Origin of the sequence: Enterobacter chuandaensis, from assembly GCF_039718975.1 — a bacterium.
Lineage (GTDB): Bacteria > Pseudomonadota > Gammaproteobacteria > Enterobacterales > Enterobacteriaceae > Enterobacter > Enterobacter chuandaensis.
The window spans coordinates 3831887-3848097 of sequence record NZ_CP097173.1; the positions used below are offsets into that span (position 1 = coordinate 3831887).

Consider the following 16211-nt stretch of genomic DNA (forward strand, 5'->3'; position numbering starts at 1 on the left):
TGTTACAATTTGTCGGCACTCACGCACGAGGGTGGTGCTGTTGGTGTAGCTGCCGCAGGCGTTCCGTCGCGACATGGGTGTAAATTTGCGTCGTTGAAAGATCGCTGTGTCCCAGCAGCATCTGCACCACGCGTAAATCTGCGCCGTGGTTTAACAGATGCGTCGCGAAGGCGTGACGCAATACGTGCGGCGAAAGCTTTTCACTGTCGATACCCGCCAGTGTGGCGTAATGCTTGATGCGATGCCAGAAGGTTTGTCGCGTCATCTGCTGCGCGCGCTGGCTCGGAAACAGAACGTCGACAGACGCGCCATTGAGCAGCCAGGGGCGGCCGTGCTCAAGGTACGTTTCCAGCCAATAAACCGCCTCTTCTCCCAGCGGAACCAGCCTTTCCTTATTGCCTTTACCGATGACGCGCACCACGCCCTGACGCAGGCTGATGTCGCTCATCGTCAGGCCAACCAGTTCCGAAACGCGCAAGCCGGTAGCATACAATAGCTCAAGCATGGCTTTATCGCGTAACTCCAGCGGCAGGTCAACAGCCGGTGACTGTAATAATCTCTCAACTTGTGCTTCGCTGAGATCTTTCGGCAGCCGCTGCGGGAGTTTCGGGGACGCCAGCAGCGCGCTGGGATCGTCTTCGCGAAGTTTCTCACGGTAAAGGTGCTGGAAAAGCCGACGCATGGCGCTGAGCAAACGTGCAGAACTGGTGGCTTTGTACCCCCCTTCTACACGCTCAGCAAGCAGCGCCTGCAGGTCGTCGCTTTGCGCGCTCGCAAGCGATAACTCCCGACGCGCCAGCCACTCCACCAGCATGGTGAGATCGCGCCGATAGGCACTGAGCGTATTCTCAGCCAGATTCTTCTCCAGCCACAGTGCGTCGAGAAACTGTTCAACGAGTGCGAGATCCTTTTCCACATCAGCCCCTTTGATTCTGCAGTCAGGCCATTATGCCTGATTGCGGCCGGTTTCTGGTACACTACGCGCAAAGACAAAGCATGAATTGAGATAGTTACGCGATGAATATTGGTCTGTTCTATGGTTCCAGCACCTGCTACACCGAAATGGCGGCAGAGAAAATTCGCGACATCATTGGCCCGGAACTGGTGACGTTGCATAACCTGAAAGATGATGCGGTCGCGCTGATGGAGCAGTACGACGTGCTTATCCTCGGCATTCCAACCTGGGATTTTGGTGAGATACAGGAAGACTGGGAAGCCATCTGGGATCAGCTCGATTCCGTGAATCTCGACGGCAAAATTATTGCGATGTACGGCATGGGAGACCAGTTAGGCTACGGAGAATGGTTCCTGGACGCACTCGGCATGCTGCACGACAAGCTGGTGCCGAAAGGGGTGACGTTTATCGGCTACTGGCCAACCGAAGGGTATGAGTTCACCAGTCAAAAACCGATTATTGCCGACGGCGAGCTGTTTGTCGGGCTCGCGCTGGATGAAACCAATCAGTACGATCTCAGCGATGAGCGCCTGCAAACCTGGTGCGAGCAGATCCTTGGCGAAATGGCAGAAAAATTTAGCTAACGCCCCTACTCCTGCGTCGGCTGTTGCAGCAACATCCGGCGCAGATCTCGCCATTCAGACGCGTCCATACTGTCCGCCGCCAGCCACAGGTGTTGGCAACGTCCGCCCCCCACTTTGCGTAACCGTAGCATCATGCCGGCGTTAAGCATCCAGGGCACACCGAGAATATCCCACTCTTTTCCCTGCCAGCGCAGGCGGGAATCCATCAGCAGCTTGATCTCGCCCTGACGCGCGTTAATGCGACGCTGGCTACGTACGCTGTCAAAAACAACAAACGAAAGTAACAGCAGCCACAGCGGCGTATAGCTGAGCGGCCATGGCATCAGTAGCACGATGGCCGCAACCAGGCCGTGGAGCAACAAAGACATCCACTGCGAGCGCCACGAGACGCGAAGATCAGATTGCCACAGGACCACGTTCCCGATTCCGTGTTTGAATTAATTGCACCATCCGTTGCAACTCGGTGTCGGCGGGTTTGCCGTGGTTCATCAGCCAGTTGAATAAATCTGGATCATCAGACTCAAGCAGACGAACAAACAGACGCTTATCATCATCGCTTAAGCTGTCGTATTCATATTCGAAGAAAGGCATGATGGAAATATCAAGTTCACGCATGCCGCGACGGCATGCCCAGTGAATACGGGCCTTGTTGTTAATATCCATGTTCAGGTTCCTGCATTACGTTTGGCACAGTCGGTACCCCGTTCTCTGTTCTTAATTTCTCTACGGGGACACCAGCTAGTGTAACGTGTTTTTGACCGTTTCATTACTGGAATATTGCGATCGACGAGCTGGCTTCCAGAATAATCCCTACAAAGACAGCGGATTACACTATTTTGCGTAGCGCTACGCATAACCGGTTTATGGCACAAATGGTCTGCTGAAAGCGCTTGCAATGCCTGCAGGCTCTTTTACCATTAGGCATTATCAAAGCGTTAAGCAATTCAGGATACCGTTATGGCATTTACACCATTTTCTCCTCGCCAGCCCGCCGCCTCTGCGCGTCTGCCGCTGACGCTTATTTCTCTTGATGACTGGGCGCTGGCAACCCTCTCCGGCGCCGACGCCGAAAAATACCTGCAGGGTCAGGTGACTGCGGACGTTGCGCAGTTGACTGAACACCAGCATCTGCTGGCCGCGCACTGCGATCCTAAAGGCAAAATGTGGAGCAACCTGCGTCTCTTCCGCCGTCAGGACGGTTTTGCCTTTATTGAGCGCCGCAGCCTGCGCGATGCGCAGCTCAAAGAGCTGAAAAAATACGCGGTCTTTTCCAAAGTCACCATCGCCCCGGACGACGAACATGTTCTGCTGGGCGTGGCGGGCTTCCAGGCGCGTGCGGCGATGCAAAATCTGTTTGCTGCGCTACCGGATGCGGAAAAACAGGTGGTCAGCGAGGACGCAACCTCCATCCTGTGGTTTGAACATCCGGCAGAGCGCTTCCTGTTAGTCACCGATGTCGCAACGGCGGAACGGGTCACCGAGGCACTGCGCGGCGAAGCGCAGCTCAACAACAGCCAGCAATGGCTGGCGCTGAACATCGAAGCGGGTCTGCCGGTGATTGACGCGGCCAACAGCGCGCAGTTTATTCCCCAGGCAACCAACCTTCAGGCGCTGGGCGGCATCAGCTTCAAAAAAGGCTGCTACACCGGCCAGGAAATGGTAGCGCGTGCAAAATTCCGCGGGGCAAACAAACGCGCGCTGTGGACGCTGGCGGGCCATGCCAGCCGTGTACCGGAAGCGGGTGAAGACCTGGAACTGAAGATGGGTGAGAACTGGCGCCGCACCGGCACCGTGTTAGCCGCCGTACAGCTTGATGATGGCCGTCTGCTGGTGCAGGTTGTCATGAACAACGATATGGAAGCCGACAGCGTATTCCGTGTACGTGACGATGCCAATACATTGAGTATTGAGCCGCTGCCGTATTCACTGGATGAGTGATGCTGTATCGCCCGGTGACGCTGCGCTTACCGGGCCTACGGTTTTGGTGTCCTCCCTCTCCCCGGGGGAGAGGACCGGGGTGAGGGCAACCGCCCGCACGGTAGAAAAAACTACACCTGCCCCACGTACAAATAAATCGCCAAAAAGTGGCACACGCTGCCGCCCAGCACAAAGCCATGCCAGATGGCATGGTTGTATGGGATGCGCTTGCAGACGTAGAAAATGACGCCCAGCGAGTAGACCACACCGCCCACCGCCAGCAGCGTAACGCCCCCTACTGCCAGCTTAATCGCCAGCTGATACACCACAATCAGCGACAGCCAGCCCATGGTCAGATAGGTGACCAGCGACAGCACCTTAAACCGGTGCGCGATGGTCAGCTTAAACAGGATCCCCAGCAGCGCCAGGCTCCAGATAACAATCATCAGGCCACGCGACAGGGGGGAATTGAGCCCCACCAGCAAAAACGGGGTGTAGGTGCCTGCAATAAGCAGATAGATTGCGCAGTGGTCAAATTTCTTGAGCCATATCTTAGCCCGCTGATGTGGAATCGCGTGATAGAGCGTCGATGCCAGGAACAGCAGGATCATGCTTCCGCCATAAAGGCTATAGCTGGTAATTGCCATCGCGCTGGCATTGGTATCTATCGCCTGTACCAGCAATAACACTAAACCGACAATCCCAAACACCAGGCCAATGCCGTGGCTGATGCTGTTGGCTACTTCCTCAGCCAGCGAATATCCCTGTGCGATTAATGGTCTGCTCGCCATACAAAACTCCGGGAAAACGTAAGATGATTATTCATCGCATATCTATGCTAACTGAGAATGATTCCAGTGAACACCTGTTAGCTAAAATAAATTCATTTCAAAATTTATACCTGAAAATCATAGATATATACAAACCTTTCACCTAACAATTGTTCACGTAAAAATTTAATCATTAAGAATCAAGGGCATAAAATTGGATCCTGCCGCCTGGCTGCATGGTATGATGGATAAATGAGGTCTGAATGAGAGTTTTGCCACTGTGAGTATGTTCACCCACTCCGCCATTGCCAGTCTCAATAATCTGGAAATGATGGTCTATAACTATGTCATTAAAAATCGTGACAAAGTGATGTACATGACCATCCGCGAGCTGGCGGATGCGGCTGGCGTCTCAACCACCACCATCCTGCGCTTTTGCCGCAAGCTCAACTGCGAAGGGTATTCTGAATTTCGCGTGCGCTTTAAGCTCTATCTTGAGCAGAACGAGCCCCAGCAGACGAATTTCGGTGCAAGCGAAATTATCAGCTTCTTTAAAAGCGTGAATAACGAAGAGTTCGATGCGTTATTAAATGACGCGGTAAATATCATTCTCTCTTCAGAGCGCATTATATTTGTCGGGGCGGGAACGTCAGGCTCACTGGCGAAATATGGTGCACGTTTCTTTTCGAATATTGGTAAATTCAGCAATCATATTGATGATCCTTATTTCCCGGTCACCAATGATATGGCGAAAAATGCGCTGGCGATTGTGCTCTCCGTCTCGGGTGAAACTGAGGAGATCCTGCGCTTCGCCAGCCAGTTCAGCCTGCATCACTGCAAGGTGCTCTCTATTACCAGCCACGAGCACTCGCGCCTGGCAAAACTGGCGGATTTTAATCTCTCCTGGCACGTTCCCCAGACGCGAATTGGCGGTGTCTACGATATCACCACGCAAATTCCCGTCATCTATATTCTGGAATCTCTCGGACGCAAGCTGGCGAAGAAACTGACGGAATAAAACACCCTGTTTTTTCGATGTGACAAATTACAATTTCCGCAAATTGTTATATCGTGACATTCAATTTCGCTTTGCTAGACTCGATGCCAGTAAGCCATTTATTGAGAATAGTAGCGATGAAAAAATTAACCTTACCGAAAGATTTTCTATGGGGCGGCGCGGTGGCCGCTCACCAGGTTGAAGGCGGCTGGAACAAAGGCGGCAAAGGGCCAAGCATTTGCGACGTGCTGACCGGCGGCGCACACGGCGTGCCGCGCGAAATCACGCAGGAGGTGGTGCCGGGTAAATACTACCCAAACCACGAGGCCATCGACTTCCACGGCCACTACAAAGAAGACATCAAGCTGTTTGCCGAGATGGGCTTCAAGTGTTTCCGCACCTCTATCGCCTGGACGCGCATCTTCCCGAAAGGTGATGAAACGCAGCCAAACGAAGAAGGGCTGAAGTTCTATGACGACATGTTCGATGAGCTGCTGAAGTACAACATCGAGCCGGTGATCACCCTCTCCCACTTCGAAATGCCGCTGCACCTGGTGCAGGAGTACGGCAGCTGGACCAACCGCAAAGTAGTCGATTTCTTTGTACGCTTCGCGGAAGTGGTGTTTGAGCGCTACAAGCACAAGGTCAAATACTGGATGACCTTCAACGAAATCAACAACCAACGCAACTGGCGCGCCCCGCTGTTCGGCTACTGCTGCTCGGGCGTGGTCTATACCGAACATGAAAACCCGGAAGAGACCATGTACCAGGTGCTGCACCACCAGTTTGTGGCCAGCGCCCTGGCAGTGAAAGCCGCGCGACGCATCAATCCGGAGATGAAAGTCGGCTGCATGCTGGCGATGGTGGCGCTCTATCCGTTCTCCTGCAAACCGGAAGACGTGATGTTCGCCCAAGAATCTATGCGTGAGCGCTATGTCTTTACCGACGTCCAGCTGCGTGGTTACTACCCGTCCTACGTACTGAACGAGTGGGAGCGCCGCGGTTTTTCCATCAAAATGGAGGCGGGCGACGAGCAAATCCTGCGTGAAGGCACCTGCGATTACTTAGGCTTTAGTTACTACATGACCAACGCGGTGAAGGCGGAAGGCGGCACCGGTGACGCCATCTCCGGCTTCGAAGGCAGCGTGCCGAACCCGCACGTGAAGGCGTCCGACTGGGGCTGGCAGATTGACCCGGTGGGCCTGCGTTATTCCTTGTGCGAGCTTTACGAGCGTTATCAGAAGCCGCTGTTTATCGTGGAAAACGGCTTTGGCGCCTACGATAAGGTGGAAGAAGACGGCAGCATCAACGATGACTATCGCATCGACTACCTGCGTGCCCACGTGGAAGAGATGATCAAAGCCGTCACGCACGATGGCGTGGATCTGATGGGCTATACGCCGTGGGGCTGCATCGACTGCGTGTCGTTCACCACCGGCCAGTACAGCAAGCGCTACGGCTTTATCTACGTCAACAAGCACGACGACGGCACGGGCGACATGTCCCGCTCCCGTAAGAAAAGCTTCGAATGGTATAAAGAGGTGATTGCCAGCAACGGCGAGAAACTTTAACGCCGTGATCCCCTCTCCCCTTTGGGGAGAGGGTTAGGGTGAGGGGTTTATTTCCCGCCAGCCAACTCTAAAAAACTGCCCGTCACGTAAGACGCCTTCTCGCTCAGCAGCCAGACAATCGCCTGCGCCACCTCTTCCGGCTGGCCGCCGCGCTGCATCGGCAGCAACGATTTCACGCGATCCACCCGCCCCGGCTCTCCGCCGGACGCGTGAATATCGGTATAAATCAGCCCAGGCCGCACGCAGTTCACGCGAATACCCTGCGCCGCCACCTCCAGCGATAGCCCGGTGGTCAGGGAATCTACCGCGCCTTTAGAAGCAGCGTAATCGACATATTCTCCCGGCGCGCCCAAACGCGACGCCGCGGAAGAGACATTCACAATCGCCCCGCCCTTGCCGCCATGCTTGATGGACATGCGTTTCACCGCCTCACGACAGCAGAGAAAGTAGCCCGTGACGTTGGTCGCCAGCACGCGGTTAATGCGCTCTGCGGACAGATTCTCAATGGTGGATTGCTCAAACAGAATGCCCGCATTATTGACCAGCGCACGAAGCGGCTCGCCTTCACGATCGATGCTGTCGAACATCGCCAGTACCTGCGCTTCGTCGCTGATGTCCGCGCGCACGGCAAACGCTTTACCACCTGCCTCAACGATCTGATTGATGACGTCCGTCGCGGCTTTAATGTTGTGGTGATAGTTCACCGCCACGGTGTAGCCTTCGTGTGCCAACTGCAGCGCGGTGGCTTTCCCAATGCCGCGGCTGGCGCCGGTGACCAGTGCAATTGCCATTCACAACCTCCAGAAAAAAAAAGCCGGGTGGCGCTAACGCTTACCCGGCCTACAGTATGGCAAATAATTACTGGTATTCGCTCATCGGCACGCAGGAGCAGAACAGGTTACGGTCGCCGTACACGTCATCAAGACGCTTCACGGTCGGCCAGTATTTGTTTGCCACACCTGCCGGGAAGACGGCCAGTTCGCGGGAATAACCGTGGTTCCATTCGGACACCATCTCATGCTGGGTGTGCGGGGCGTTAACCAGCGGGTTATCTTCCAGCGTCCACTCGCCGTCCTGCACGCGATCGATCTCCATGCGGATGGCCAGCATCGCGTCGATAAAGCGGTCCAGCTCGGCTTTGCTTTCAGACTCGGTTGGCTCCACCATCAGCGTGCCCGCAACCGGGAACGACATGGTTGGCGCGTGGAAGCCGTAGTCGATCAGACGCTTGGCAATATCCAGTTCGCTGATGCCCGTCGCTTCTTTCAGCGGACGAATATCCAGAATGCACTCGTGCGCCACGCGACCGTCACGGCCGGTATAGAGCACTGGGAAGGCGGACTTCAGGCGAGTCGCAATATAGTTAGCGTTCAGGATAGCCACCTGGCTCGCCTGCTTCAGCCCTTCCGCGCCCATCATGCGGATGTACATCCAGCTGATAGGCAGGATTGATGCGCTACCGAACGGGGCCGCAGAGACCGCGCCCTGACGGGTCAGCATGCCTTCAATCTGCACCACGCTGTGGCCCGGCACAAACGGCGCCAGGTGCGCTTTCACGCCGATTGGTCCCATTCCCGGGCCGCCACCACCGTGCGGAATGCAGAAGGTTTTGTGCAGGTTCAGGTGCGACACGTCCGCGCCGATAAAGCCCGGAGAGGTAATGCCCACCTGAGCGTTCATGTTCGCGCCGTCGAGGTAAACCTGACCGCCAAACTGGTGCACCACTTCGCACACTTCACGGATGGTCTCTTCGTACACGCCGTGGGTGGACGGGTAGGTCACCATGATGCAGGAGAGTTTGTCGCCCGCCTGCTCGGCTTTCGCACGCAGGTCGGCCAGATCGATGTTGCCGTTCTTATCGCAGGCCACGACCACCACTTCCATGCCCGCCATCTGGGCTGAGGCCGGGTTGGTACCGTGGGCGGAGCTTGGGATCAGGCAGATATCGCGGTGACCTTCGTTGCGGCTTTCGTGATAGTGACGGATCGCCAGCAGGCCCGCGTATTCACCCTGCGCGCCGGAGTTCGGCTGCATGCAGAGCGCGTCGTAACCGGTCAGCTTCACCAGCCAGTCGGAAAGCTGGTTGATCATCATGTGATAACCTTCCGCCTGCTCTGGCGGGCAGAACGGGTGCAGCTCGGAGAATTCAGGCCATGTGATCGGGATCATCTCTGCCGCGGCGTTCAGCTTCATGGTGCAGGATCCCAGCGGGATCATCGCCTGGTTCAGCGCCAGATCTTTGCGCTCCAGAGAGTGCATATAGCGCATCATCTCGGTTTCGCTGTGGTAGCGGTTAAACACCGGGTGAGTCAGGATCGCGTCATTGCGCAGCATGCTTTCCTGAATAGAGCGGCTGTCGAGCGCGACCTCTTTGTCAAGCGTATCAATGTCCAGACCGTGTCCGTCGCCCAGCAACACGCTGAACAGATTCAGGATATCGTCGCGAGTGGTGCTTTCATCCAGCGTAATGCCGACCGCATTGTGGATGTCGCTGCGCAGGTTGATTTCTGCTGCATCCGCGCGCGCCAGCACGGCCGCTTTGTCTGCCACTTCCACGCACAGGGTATCGAAGTAGTGGGCGTGGCGCAGCTTGAGGCCTTTCTGCTGCAGGCCGCAGGCCAGAATATCGGCCAGGCGGTGAATGCGGCTGGCAATGCGCTTCAGGCCAGCCGGACCGTGGAATACCGCATACAGGCTGGCGATGTTTGCCAGCAGGACCTGGGAAGTACAGATGTTGGAGTTCGCTTTCTCACGGCGGATATGCTGCTCGCGGGTCTGCATCGCCATGCGCAGCGCGGTGTTACCGGCAGCATCTTTTGACACGCCGATGATACGGCCTGGCATGGAGCGTTTGAATTCATCTTTCGCGCCGAAGAACGCCGCGTGCGGGCCGCCGTAGCCCATCGGCACGCCAAAGCGCTGCGCGGAGCCGAATACAATATCCGCGCCCTGTTTGCCCGGCGCGGTCAGCAGCACCAGCGCCATAAAATCGGCGGCAACGCTGACAACCACTTTGCGGGATTTCAGCTCGGCAATCAGCGCGCCGTAGTCGTGTACTTCACCGGTGGTGCCCACCTGCTGCAGCAGCACGCCGAAGACGTCCTGGTGATCCAGCACTTTGTCGGCGTCGTCGACGATCACGTCAAAGCCGAAGGTTTCCGCGCGGGTGCGCACCACGTCCAGCGTCTGCGGATGCACGTCTGCCGCCACGAAGAAGCGGTTGGCATTTTTCAGCTTGCTCACGCGTTTTGCCATCGCCATCGCTTCGGCGGCGGCGGTCGCTTCATCCAGCAGAGACGCGGAGGCAATGTCCATACCGGTCAGATCCAGCGTCACCTGCTGGAAGTTCAGCAGCGCTTCCAGACGGCCCTGGGAGACTTCTGGCTGATAAGGGGTGTAAGCGGTGTACCAGCCCGGGTTTTCCAGCATGTTGCGCAGGATAACCGGCGGCAACTGCACGTTGGTGTAGCCCATGCCAATGTAAGACTTATAGCGCTTGTTCAGGCCTGCGATAGCCTTCAGCTCCGCCAGCGCGGCGAACTCCGTGGTGGCTTCCCCCACCTGAGGCGGCGTGGCAAGCTGGATATCTTTTGGCACAATCTGGCCGATCAGTGCGTTTAATGAATCCGCGCCAACCGTCTTCAGCATCTCCTGCTGTTGCTGAGCATCCGGCCCAATGTGACGTTCAATGAAGGCGCCACGGTTTTCAAGCTGGCTTAAAGTCTGTGTCATGAGCGATGGTTCCTGAAACGTGCAGTGAATGTGTTTTCTCCCTCTCCCCAAAGAGGAGAGGGATAATGGCTTACTCGTCTTCTAACAGTGCTTCGTACGCGGTCGCATCCAGCAGCGCGGCAACCTGAGATTCGTCGCTGGCTTTGATTTTGAAGATCCAGCCGCCTTCATATGGCTCGCTGTTAACCAGTTCCGGGGAGTCGCTCAGCGCGTCGTTCACGGCAACAATCTCGCCGCTTACCGGTGCGTAGATATCGGATGCCGCTTTGACGGACTCCGCCACGGCGCAGTCATCGCCCGCGCTGACGGTTGCGCCCACTTCAGGCAGGTCAACAAACACCATGTCGCCCAGCAGCTCTTGCGCGTGCTCGGTGATCCCAACGGTATAAGTGCCGTCCGCCTCTTTGCGCAGCCACTCGTGTTCTTTGCTGTATTTCAGTTCTGCTGGCACATTGCTCATTGAAGTTCTCCTGATAAAAATAGTTAGGCGACCGGCTTACCGGCGCGAACAAAAATCGGTTTGGTCACGTGGACCGGCATTTCGCGGTTGCGGATTTGTACCACCGCCGTGTCGCCAATGCCCGCCGGCACGCGTGCCAGTGCAATACTGTAGCCCAGCGTCGGGGAGAAGGACCCGCTGGTGATCACGCCTTCGCGAGGATTGCCGTCGGCATCGGTAAAACGCACCGGCAGTTCGCCGCGCAGCACGCCTTTTTCCTTCATTACCAGACCAACCAGTTGTTCAGTGCCCTTCTCACGCTGCATCTCCAGCGCTTCACGGCCAATAAAGTCACGGTCAGCTGGTTCCCATGCGATGGTCCAGCCCATGTTAGCGGCCAGCGGAGAGACGCCTTCATCCATCTCCTGACCGTAGAGGTTCATCCCGGCTTCCAGACGCAGCGTATCGCGTGCGCCCAGACCCGCAGGCTTCACGCCCGCTACCACCAGCGCACGCCAGAAATCGGCGGCTTTCTCGTTCGGCATCGCAATTTCGTAGCCCGCTTCCCCGGTGTAGCCGGTGGTGGCGATAAACAGATCGCCCGCCTGCACGCCGAAGAACGGCTTCATGCCTTCAGTTGCTTTACGCTGCTCGTCGTTAAACAGAGACGCGGCTTTCGCCTGCGCGTTCGGCCCCTGCACGGCGATCAGCGACAGATCGTCACGGACGGTGATGTCGATGGCATAAGGTTCGGCGTGTTGGGTGATCCAGGAGAGGTCTTTTTCGCGGGTGGCGGAGTTTACAACGAGGCGGAAGAAATCTTCAGTGAAGTAGTAGACGATAAGGTCATCAATCACGCCGCCCGAGGCATTCAGCATGCCGGTATAGAGCGCTTTACCCGGCGTCTTCAATTTGGCGACGTCATTTGCCAGCAGATAACGCAAAAACTCCCGGGTGCGGCTACCGCGCAGGTCGACAATCGTCATGTGGGACACGTCGAACATACCGGCATCGGTGCGCACCGCGTGGTGCTCATCAATCTGCGAGCCGTAGTGCAGCGGCATCATCCAGCCATGGAAGTCCACCATGCGGGCGCCGCATAACACGTGCTGTTCGTACAAAGGAGTCTGTTGAGCCATCTTGTCCTCGTTGAAAAATTCACCGTGAAACCCGGTATCGGCCTCGTTCCCGAATGCCGACGCAAACGTTCTCTTTTACCTGAACTTACCACCGAAACCGGCGGTTAACCATAAGGTAAAACGGGTCATCACATTAGCTTATGACCAAAAAACGCTGAAAAGCCTACAGAGTTATTCACTGGAAAAATGCGATTAACCCCGCACAAAATTAACAATGATCTAACAGGATTTAGCACATGGTGATATTTCGTGCGGAAAAACGGGCCGAATTTCCGTCACATAAAAATCATGACATGAGAAAAACTAATGCGAAAAATGGCGTGGAATTAGAATATTTCAAACGAGGGAATTCCCCCGGCGCAGAGGCCGGGAAAATAAAGTGTGACGGGGATCGAGATTAGCGTAACCAGTCGGGAAGATCGTTAAGACCCATTGCCTGACGCAGAAGTTGAGGTTTGACGCCGGGAAGGGTATCTGCGAGTTTAAGACCGATATCGCGCAGCAGTTTTTTCGCCGGATTTGCCCCGGCAAACAGCTCGCGGAATCCCTGCATCCCCGCCAGCATCATCGCCGCGCTGTGCTTGCGGCTGCGCTCATAGCGACGCAGATACAGATGCTGACCGATATCTTTACCTTCACGGTGCAGGCGACGTAGTTCTTCCACCAGTTCCGCCGCGTCCATAAAGCCGAGGTTAACGCCCTGCCCCGCCAGCGGATGAATGGTATGGGCCGCATCGCCCACCAGCGCCAGACGGTGCGCCGCAAACTGACGCGCGTAACGGCCGGTTAACGGGAACACCAGCCGCTCGCTTTCAAGCGTGCACAGGCCAAGACGGTTATCAAACGCCACGCACAGCGCCTGGTTAAAGGCCTCCGGTGTCACATCCTGCATCTGCTGCGCTTTTTCCGGCACCAGGGACCAGACAATCGAGCACAGATGCGGATCGGCAAGCGGAAGGAAGGCCAGAATACCGTCGTTGTGGAAAATCTGCCGCGCCACGCCGCCGTGCGGCTCTTCGGTACGGATCGTTGCCACCATCACATGATGGCGGTAATCCCAGTACGTCAGCGGAATATCGGCCTTGTTGCGCAGCCAGGAGTTGGCGCCATCGGCCCCCACAACCAGGCGCGCGGTCAGCATGTCACCGCTTTGCAGAGTGATAAACGCCTCGTTTTCGCCCCATGCCACCTGTTGGATCTGCGCAGGTGCTACCAGCGTCACGTCGCTGCACTGCTCTGCTTTCTGCCACAGCGCGTGGTGGATCACCGCATTCTCAATTATATGGCCCAGATGGCTATAGCCCATGCTTTCATCATCAAAGGCAATGTGGCCAAAACTGTCTTTGTCCCACACTTCCATGCCGTGATAGCAGCTGGCACGCTGGGCAATAATATCTGACCAGACGCCGAGACGCGTCAGCAGCTTTTCGCTGGCCGCGTTAATCGCCGACACGCGGAGTTCCGGCGGGGCATCAGGTGCGACAGGCTGAGGCTGCTTTTGCTCCAGCACGGCCACGCGCAGGCCGCTGCCCTGTAAACCGCAGGCCAGCGCCAGCCCAACCATTCCGCCGCCAACGATAGCAACATCAACATTTTGCACAGTGATAACTCCTTAACGCGCGACCCAACCCAGGGTCCGCTGCGCCAGCACGTCACGTGCCGGAATGAACAGTTCCATCGCCATCAGCCCGAGGTTGCGACCGGCAACCAGCGGCGCCCAGCGATTGGCAAACAGATGGACCAAACCATCGGTGACGCCGATTGTCGCCTCTTTATCGGCCTGACGTCGCTTCTGGTAATGGCTTAGCACCGAATAAGCGCCGCAGTCTTTTTGTTCGCCCCACGCCTGAGAAAGGGTTTCGGCCAGGCTCATCACATCCCGCAGGCCGAGGTTAAAGCCCTGACCTGCGATAGGGTGAAGGGTCTGCGCCGCGTTGCCGACCAGCGCCACCCGGTGGGAAACAGACTGTGATGCGGTGGTTAACGATAGCGGATAGACCGCACGTTTTCCCGCCAGGGTAATACGCCCGAGCCGCCAGCCAAAGGCTTTCTGCAGCTCGTTACAAAAACGTTCGTCGGACCAGGACTTAACCTCTTCGGCTTTATCCAGAGGGTGGCACCAGACCAGCGAACAGCGACCTTCCGACATCGGCAGCATCGCCAGCGGACCGTGCTGCGTGAAGCGCTCAAACGCCCGGCCATTGTGTTCCGCGGCGGTCGAGACGTTCGCAATAACCGCAACCTGCCCGTAAGGCTGCTGACGCCACTCTACACCACACTGGGTGCCGAGCGCCGAGCGCGATCCGTCCGCGGCAACCAGAAGCTGGCCATCGAGAACAACACCATTATCCAGCGTCACGCTGACCGCATCTTCACTGCGGGTGAAGCTATCAACGCGTGCCGGACAGTGCAGCGTCACGCCTGGCGCGTCCTGCAACAGACGGAACAGGCGCAGGCCGACATCGTGGAGTTCTACAACCTGGCCCAGCGCGGCAATACGGTAGTCATGGGCATCCAGCGTGACAAACCCGGCATGGCCGCGATCGCTCACGTGCACGGTATTAATGGCGGTGGCGCAATCGGCGATGGCCTGCCAGATACCAATCCGGGACAGCTGCTGGCAGGTGCCCTGCGCCAGGGCAATGGCGCGTGAATCAAACCCAGGGTGATGCTTCGCCTGCGGCGCGACGGCTTCAACCAGATGAACCGGAAGCTGACCCTTCGTCAACTGCGAGATGGCTAACGCCAGCGTGGCGCCGGTCATGCCGCCGCCCACGATGATCACGCTCATACGCGCGCCGCTGCCATCAGCGCCTCGATATCATCCGCTTTTTTTACCACGCTCGCGGTCAGGTTTTCGTTGCCGGTTTCGGTGATGACGATGTCGTCTTCAATACGAATGCCAATTCCGCGGTATTCCTCTGGCACATCGGCATCCGGCGCGATGTACAGCCCCGGCTCGACGGTCAGCACCATGCCCGGCTCCAGCACGCGCGAACGTTCAGGGCCGTAAGCGCCCACGTCATGCACATCCAGCCCCAGCCAGTGGCTCAGGCCGTGCATAAAGTACGGGCGGTGAGCGTTCTCGGTAATCAGGGTGTCGACATCCCCTTTGAGGATCCCAAGCTTAACCAGCCCGGTAATCATGATGCGCACCACCTCGCCGGTCACTTCCTGAATGGAGGTACCCGGGCGATACAGCGTCAGCGCCGTCTCGAGTGATTCGAGAACAATGTCATAAATCGCCCGCTGCGCCGGTGAGAATTTACCGTTCACCGGGAAGGTACGGGTGATGTCGCCCGCATAGCCCTGATATTCGCAACCGGCGTCAATCAGCACCAAATCGCCGTCGCGCAGCGCGCTTTCGTTTTCGGTGTAGTGCAGAATGCATCCGTTTTCCCCGCCGCCAACAATGGTGTTGTAGGACGGGAAGCGCGCGCCGTGGCGGTTAAATTCGTGGTGAATTTCGCCTTCAAGCTGGTATTCGAACATTCCGGGACGGCATTTTTCCATCGCGCGGGTGTGCGCCAGGGCGCTGATTTCGCCCGCGCGGCGCAGCACGTTGAGCTCTTCTTCAGACTTAAACAGGCGCATCTCGTGCACCACCGGACGCCAGTCCGTGAGCGTTGCGGGCGCGGAAAGGTTCTGGCGCGAACCTTTACGCAGCTTATCCAGCGCGTTGAAAACAATCTCATCGGCGTAGGCGTATTCGCCCTGGGCGTGGTAGAGCACGTCCAGGCCATTCAGCAGCTGATAAAGCTGCTGGTTGATTTCGCTAAACGCCAGCGCGCGGTCAACGCCCAGCTTTTCCGGTGCGGCCTCTTGCCCTAAGCGGCGGCCAAACCAGATTTCAGCCGTCAGATCGCGCACGCGGTTGAAAATCACGCTGTGGTTGTGGGTGTCATTGCTCTTGATCAGCACCAGTACCGCTTCCGGCTCGTTAAATCCGGTGAAGTACCAGAAATCGCTGTTCTGGCGATAGGGGTATTCGCTGTCGGCGCTGCGCGTCACTTCCGGCGCGGCAAAAATCAGGGCCGCGCTGCCCGGCTGCATGTTTGCCAACAAAGCCTGGCGGCGGCGAGAATACTCTTGTTGCGAGATAACCAT

Annotated in this window: 15 protein-coding genes; 4 read left to right on the forward strand and 11 right to left on the reverse strand. The window is 56.9% G+C overall.

The window, feature by feature from the left end; genetic code table 11:
* Positions 1-19 precede the first annotated feature (19 nt).
* Positions 20-916: a site-specific tyrosine recombinase XerD gene (xerD, locus tag MX657_RS18405; protein ID WP_080330070.1), complete on the reverse strand. Its 897-nt coding sequence runs from the start codon at positions 914-916 to the stop codon at positions 20-22.
* A gap of 101 nt (positions 917-1017) precedes the next feature.
* On the opposite strand from xerD, the gene fldB reads away from it, so the two are divergent.
* Entirely contained in the window at positions 1018-1539 is a 522-nt protein-coding gene (fldB, locus tag MX657_RS18410; protein ID WP_080330069.1) for a flavodoxin FldB, read from the forward strand.
* A gap of 5 nt (positions 1540-1544) precedes the next feature.
* On the opposite strand, the gene MX657_RS18415 is transcribed toward fldB, so the two are convergent.
* Together MX657_RS18415 and sdhE are read right to left on the reverse strand one after the other, a co-directional pair.
* Entirely contained in the window at positions 1545-1955 is a 411-nt protein-coding gene (locus MX657_RS18415; RefSeq protein ID WP_028014322.1) for a protein YgfX, read from the reverse strand.
* The gene (gene sdhE, locus MX657_RS18420) at positions 1936-2202 is read right to left on the reverse strand and encodes an FAD assembly factor SdhE (protein WP_010435322.1); all 267 of its coding nucleotides are present in this window, start codon (positions 2200-2202) and stop codon (positions 1936-1938) included. The genes MX657_RS18415 and sdhE overlap by 20 nt, the downstream gene beginning before the upstream one ends.
* A gap of 294 nt (positions 2203-2496) precedes the next feature.
* Between sdhE and ygfZ the strand changes: the two genes are divergently transcribed.
* Positions 2497-3477: a tRNA-modifying protein YgfZ gene (gene ygfZ / locus MX657_RS18425; protein ID WP_346806350.1), complete on the forward strand. Its 981-nt coding sequence runs from the start codon at positions 2497-2499 to the stop codon at positions 3475-3477.
* 110 nt (positions 3478-3587) lie between these two features.
* Here ygfZ and trhA read toward each other — a convergent pair whose 3' ends face one another.
* Positions 3588-4247 carry a PAQR family membrane homeostasis protein TrhA gene (gene trhA, locus MX657_RS18430; RefSeq protein WP_217480594.1) on the reverse strand — a complete coding sequence of 220 codons (660 nt, stop codon included), beginning with the start codon at positions 4245-4247 and terminating at the stop codon, positions 3588-3590.
* Positions 4248-4512: 265 nt separating this feature from the next.
* Here trhA and MX657_RS18435 point away from each other — a divergent pair, with 265 nt between their 5' ends.
* Both MX657_RS18435 and bglA read left to right on the forward strand, forming a co-directional pair.
* Positions 4513-5244 (forward strand): MurR/RpiR family transcriptional regulator, encoded by a 732-nt coding sequence (locus tag MX657_RS18435; RefSeq protein ID WP_119917103.1) that lies wholly within the window; start codon positions 4513-4515, stop codon positions 5242-5244.
* Between the two features lie 116 nt (positions 5245-5360).
* Positions 5361-6794: a 6-phospho-beta-glucosidase BglA gene (gene bglA / locus MX657_RS18440; protein WP_346806352.1), complete on the forward strand. Its 1434-nt coding sequence runs from the start codon at positions 5361-5363 to the stop codon at positions 6792-6794.
* Between the two features lie 47 nt (positions 6795-6841).
* Here the strand turns inward: bglA and MX657_RS18445 are convergent, their stop codons facing one another.
* The 7 genes from MX657_RS18445 to pepP form a co-directional block, all read right to left on the reverse strand.
* The gene (locus tag MX657_RS18445; protein WP_119917101.1) at positions 6842-7585 is read right to left on the reverse strand and encodes an SDR family oxidoreductase; all 744 of its coding nucleotides are present in this window, start codon (positions 7583-7585) and stop codon (positions 6842-6844) included.
* 67 nt (positions 7586-7652) lie between these two features.
* On the reverse strand, positions 7653-10526 hold the full coding sequence (gcvP, locus tag MX657_RS18450; RefSeq protein ID WP_119917100.1) for an aminomethyl-transferring glycine dehydrogenase: 2874 nt from the start codon (positions 10524-10526) through the stop codon (positions 7653-7655).
* Positions 10527-10596: 70 nt separating this feature from the next.
* Positions 10597-10986, reverse strand: a complete 390-nt coding sequence (gcvH, locus tag MX657_RS18455; protein WP_014885143.1) for a glycine cleavage system protein GcvH — start codon at positions 10984-10986, stop codon at positions 10597-10599.
* Positions 10987-11009: 23 nt separating this feature from the next.
* Positions 11010-12104 carry a glycine cleavage system aminomethyltransferase GcvT gene (gcvT, locus tag MX657_RS18460; protein ID WP_346806354.1) on the reverse strand — a complete coding sequence of 365 codons (1095 nt, stop codon included), beginning with the start codon at positions 12102-12104 and terminating at the stop codon, positions 11010-11012.
* Between the two features lie 397 nt (positions 12105-12501).
* Entirely contained in the window at positions 12502-13704 is a 1203-nt protein-coding gene (gene ubiI / locus MX657_RS18465) for an FAD-dependent 2-octaprenylphenol hydroxylase (RefSeq protein WP_346806356.1), read from the reverse strand.
* Positions 13705-13716: 12 nt separating this feature from the next.
* Positions 13717-14895, reverse strand: a complete 1179-nt coding sequence (gene ubiH / locus MX657_RS18470) for a 2-octaprenyl-6-methoxyphenyl hydroxylase (RefSeq protein ID WP_346806358.1) — start codon at positions 14893-14895, stop codon at positions 13717-13719.
* On the reverse strand, positions 14892-16205 hold the full coding sequence (pepP, locus tag MX657_RS18475; RefSeq protein WP_346808574.1) for a Xaa-Pro aminopeptidase: 1314 nt from the start codon (positions 16203-16205) through the stop codon (positions 14892-14894). The genes ubiH and pepP overlap by 4 nt, the downstream gene beginning before the upstream one ends.
* Positions 16206-16211: the final 6 nt, after the last annotated feature.

Excerpts from the sequence above, each read along its gene's own strand:
- fldB (WP_080330069.1), top strand. The coding sequence starts at position 1,018 with ATGAATATTGGTCTGTTCTATGGTTCCAGCACCTGCTACACCGAAATG.
- sdhE (WP_010435322.1), bottom strand. The coding sequence starts at position 2,202 with ATGGATATTAACAACAAGGCCCGTATTCACTGGGCATGCCGTCGCGGC.
- ygfZ (WP_346806350.1), top strand. The coding sequence starts at position 2,497 with ATGGCATTTACACCATTTTCTCCTCGCCAGCCCGCCGCCTCTGCGCGT.
- trhA (WP_217480594.1), bottom strand. The coding sequence starts at position 4,247 with ATGGCGAGCAGACCATTAATCGCACAGGGATATTCGCTGGCTGAGGAA.
- MX657_RS18435 (WP_119917103.1), top strand. The coding sequence starts at position 4,513 with ATGTTCACCCACTCCGCCATTGCCAGTCTCAATAATCTGGAAATGATG.
- bglA (WP_346806352.1), top strand. The coding sequence starts at position 5,361 with ATGAAAAAATTAACCTTACCGAAAGATTTTCTATGGGGCGGCGCGGTG.
- MX657_RS18445 (WP_119917101.1), bottom strand. The coding sequence starts at position 7,585 with ATGGCAATTGCACTGGTCACCGGCGCCAGCCGCGGCATTGGGAAAGCC.
- gcvP (WP_119917100.1), bottom strand. The coding sequence starts at position 10,526 with ATGACACAGACTTTAAGCCAGCTTGAAAACCGTGGCGCCTTCATTGAA.
- gcvH (WP_014885143.1), bottom strand. The coding sequence starts at position 10,986 with ATGAGCAATGTGCCAGCAGAACTGAAATACAGCAAAGAACACGAGTGG.
- gcvT (WP_346806354.1), bottom strand. The coding sequence starts at position 12,104 with ATGGCTCAACAGACTCCTTTGTACGAACAGCACGTGTTATGCGGCGCC.
- ubiH (WP_346806358.1), bottom strand. The coding sequence starts at position 14,895 with ATGAGCGTGATCATCGTGGGCGGCGGCATGACCGGCGCCACGCTGGCG.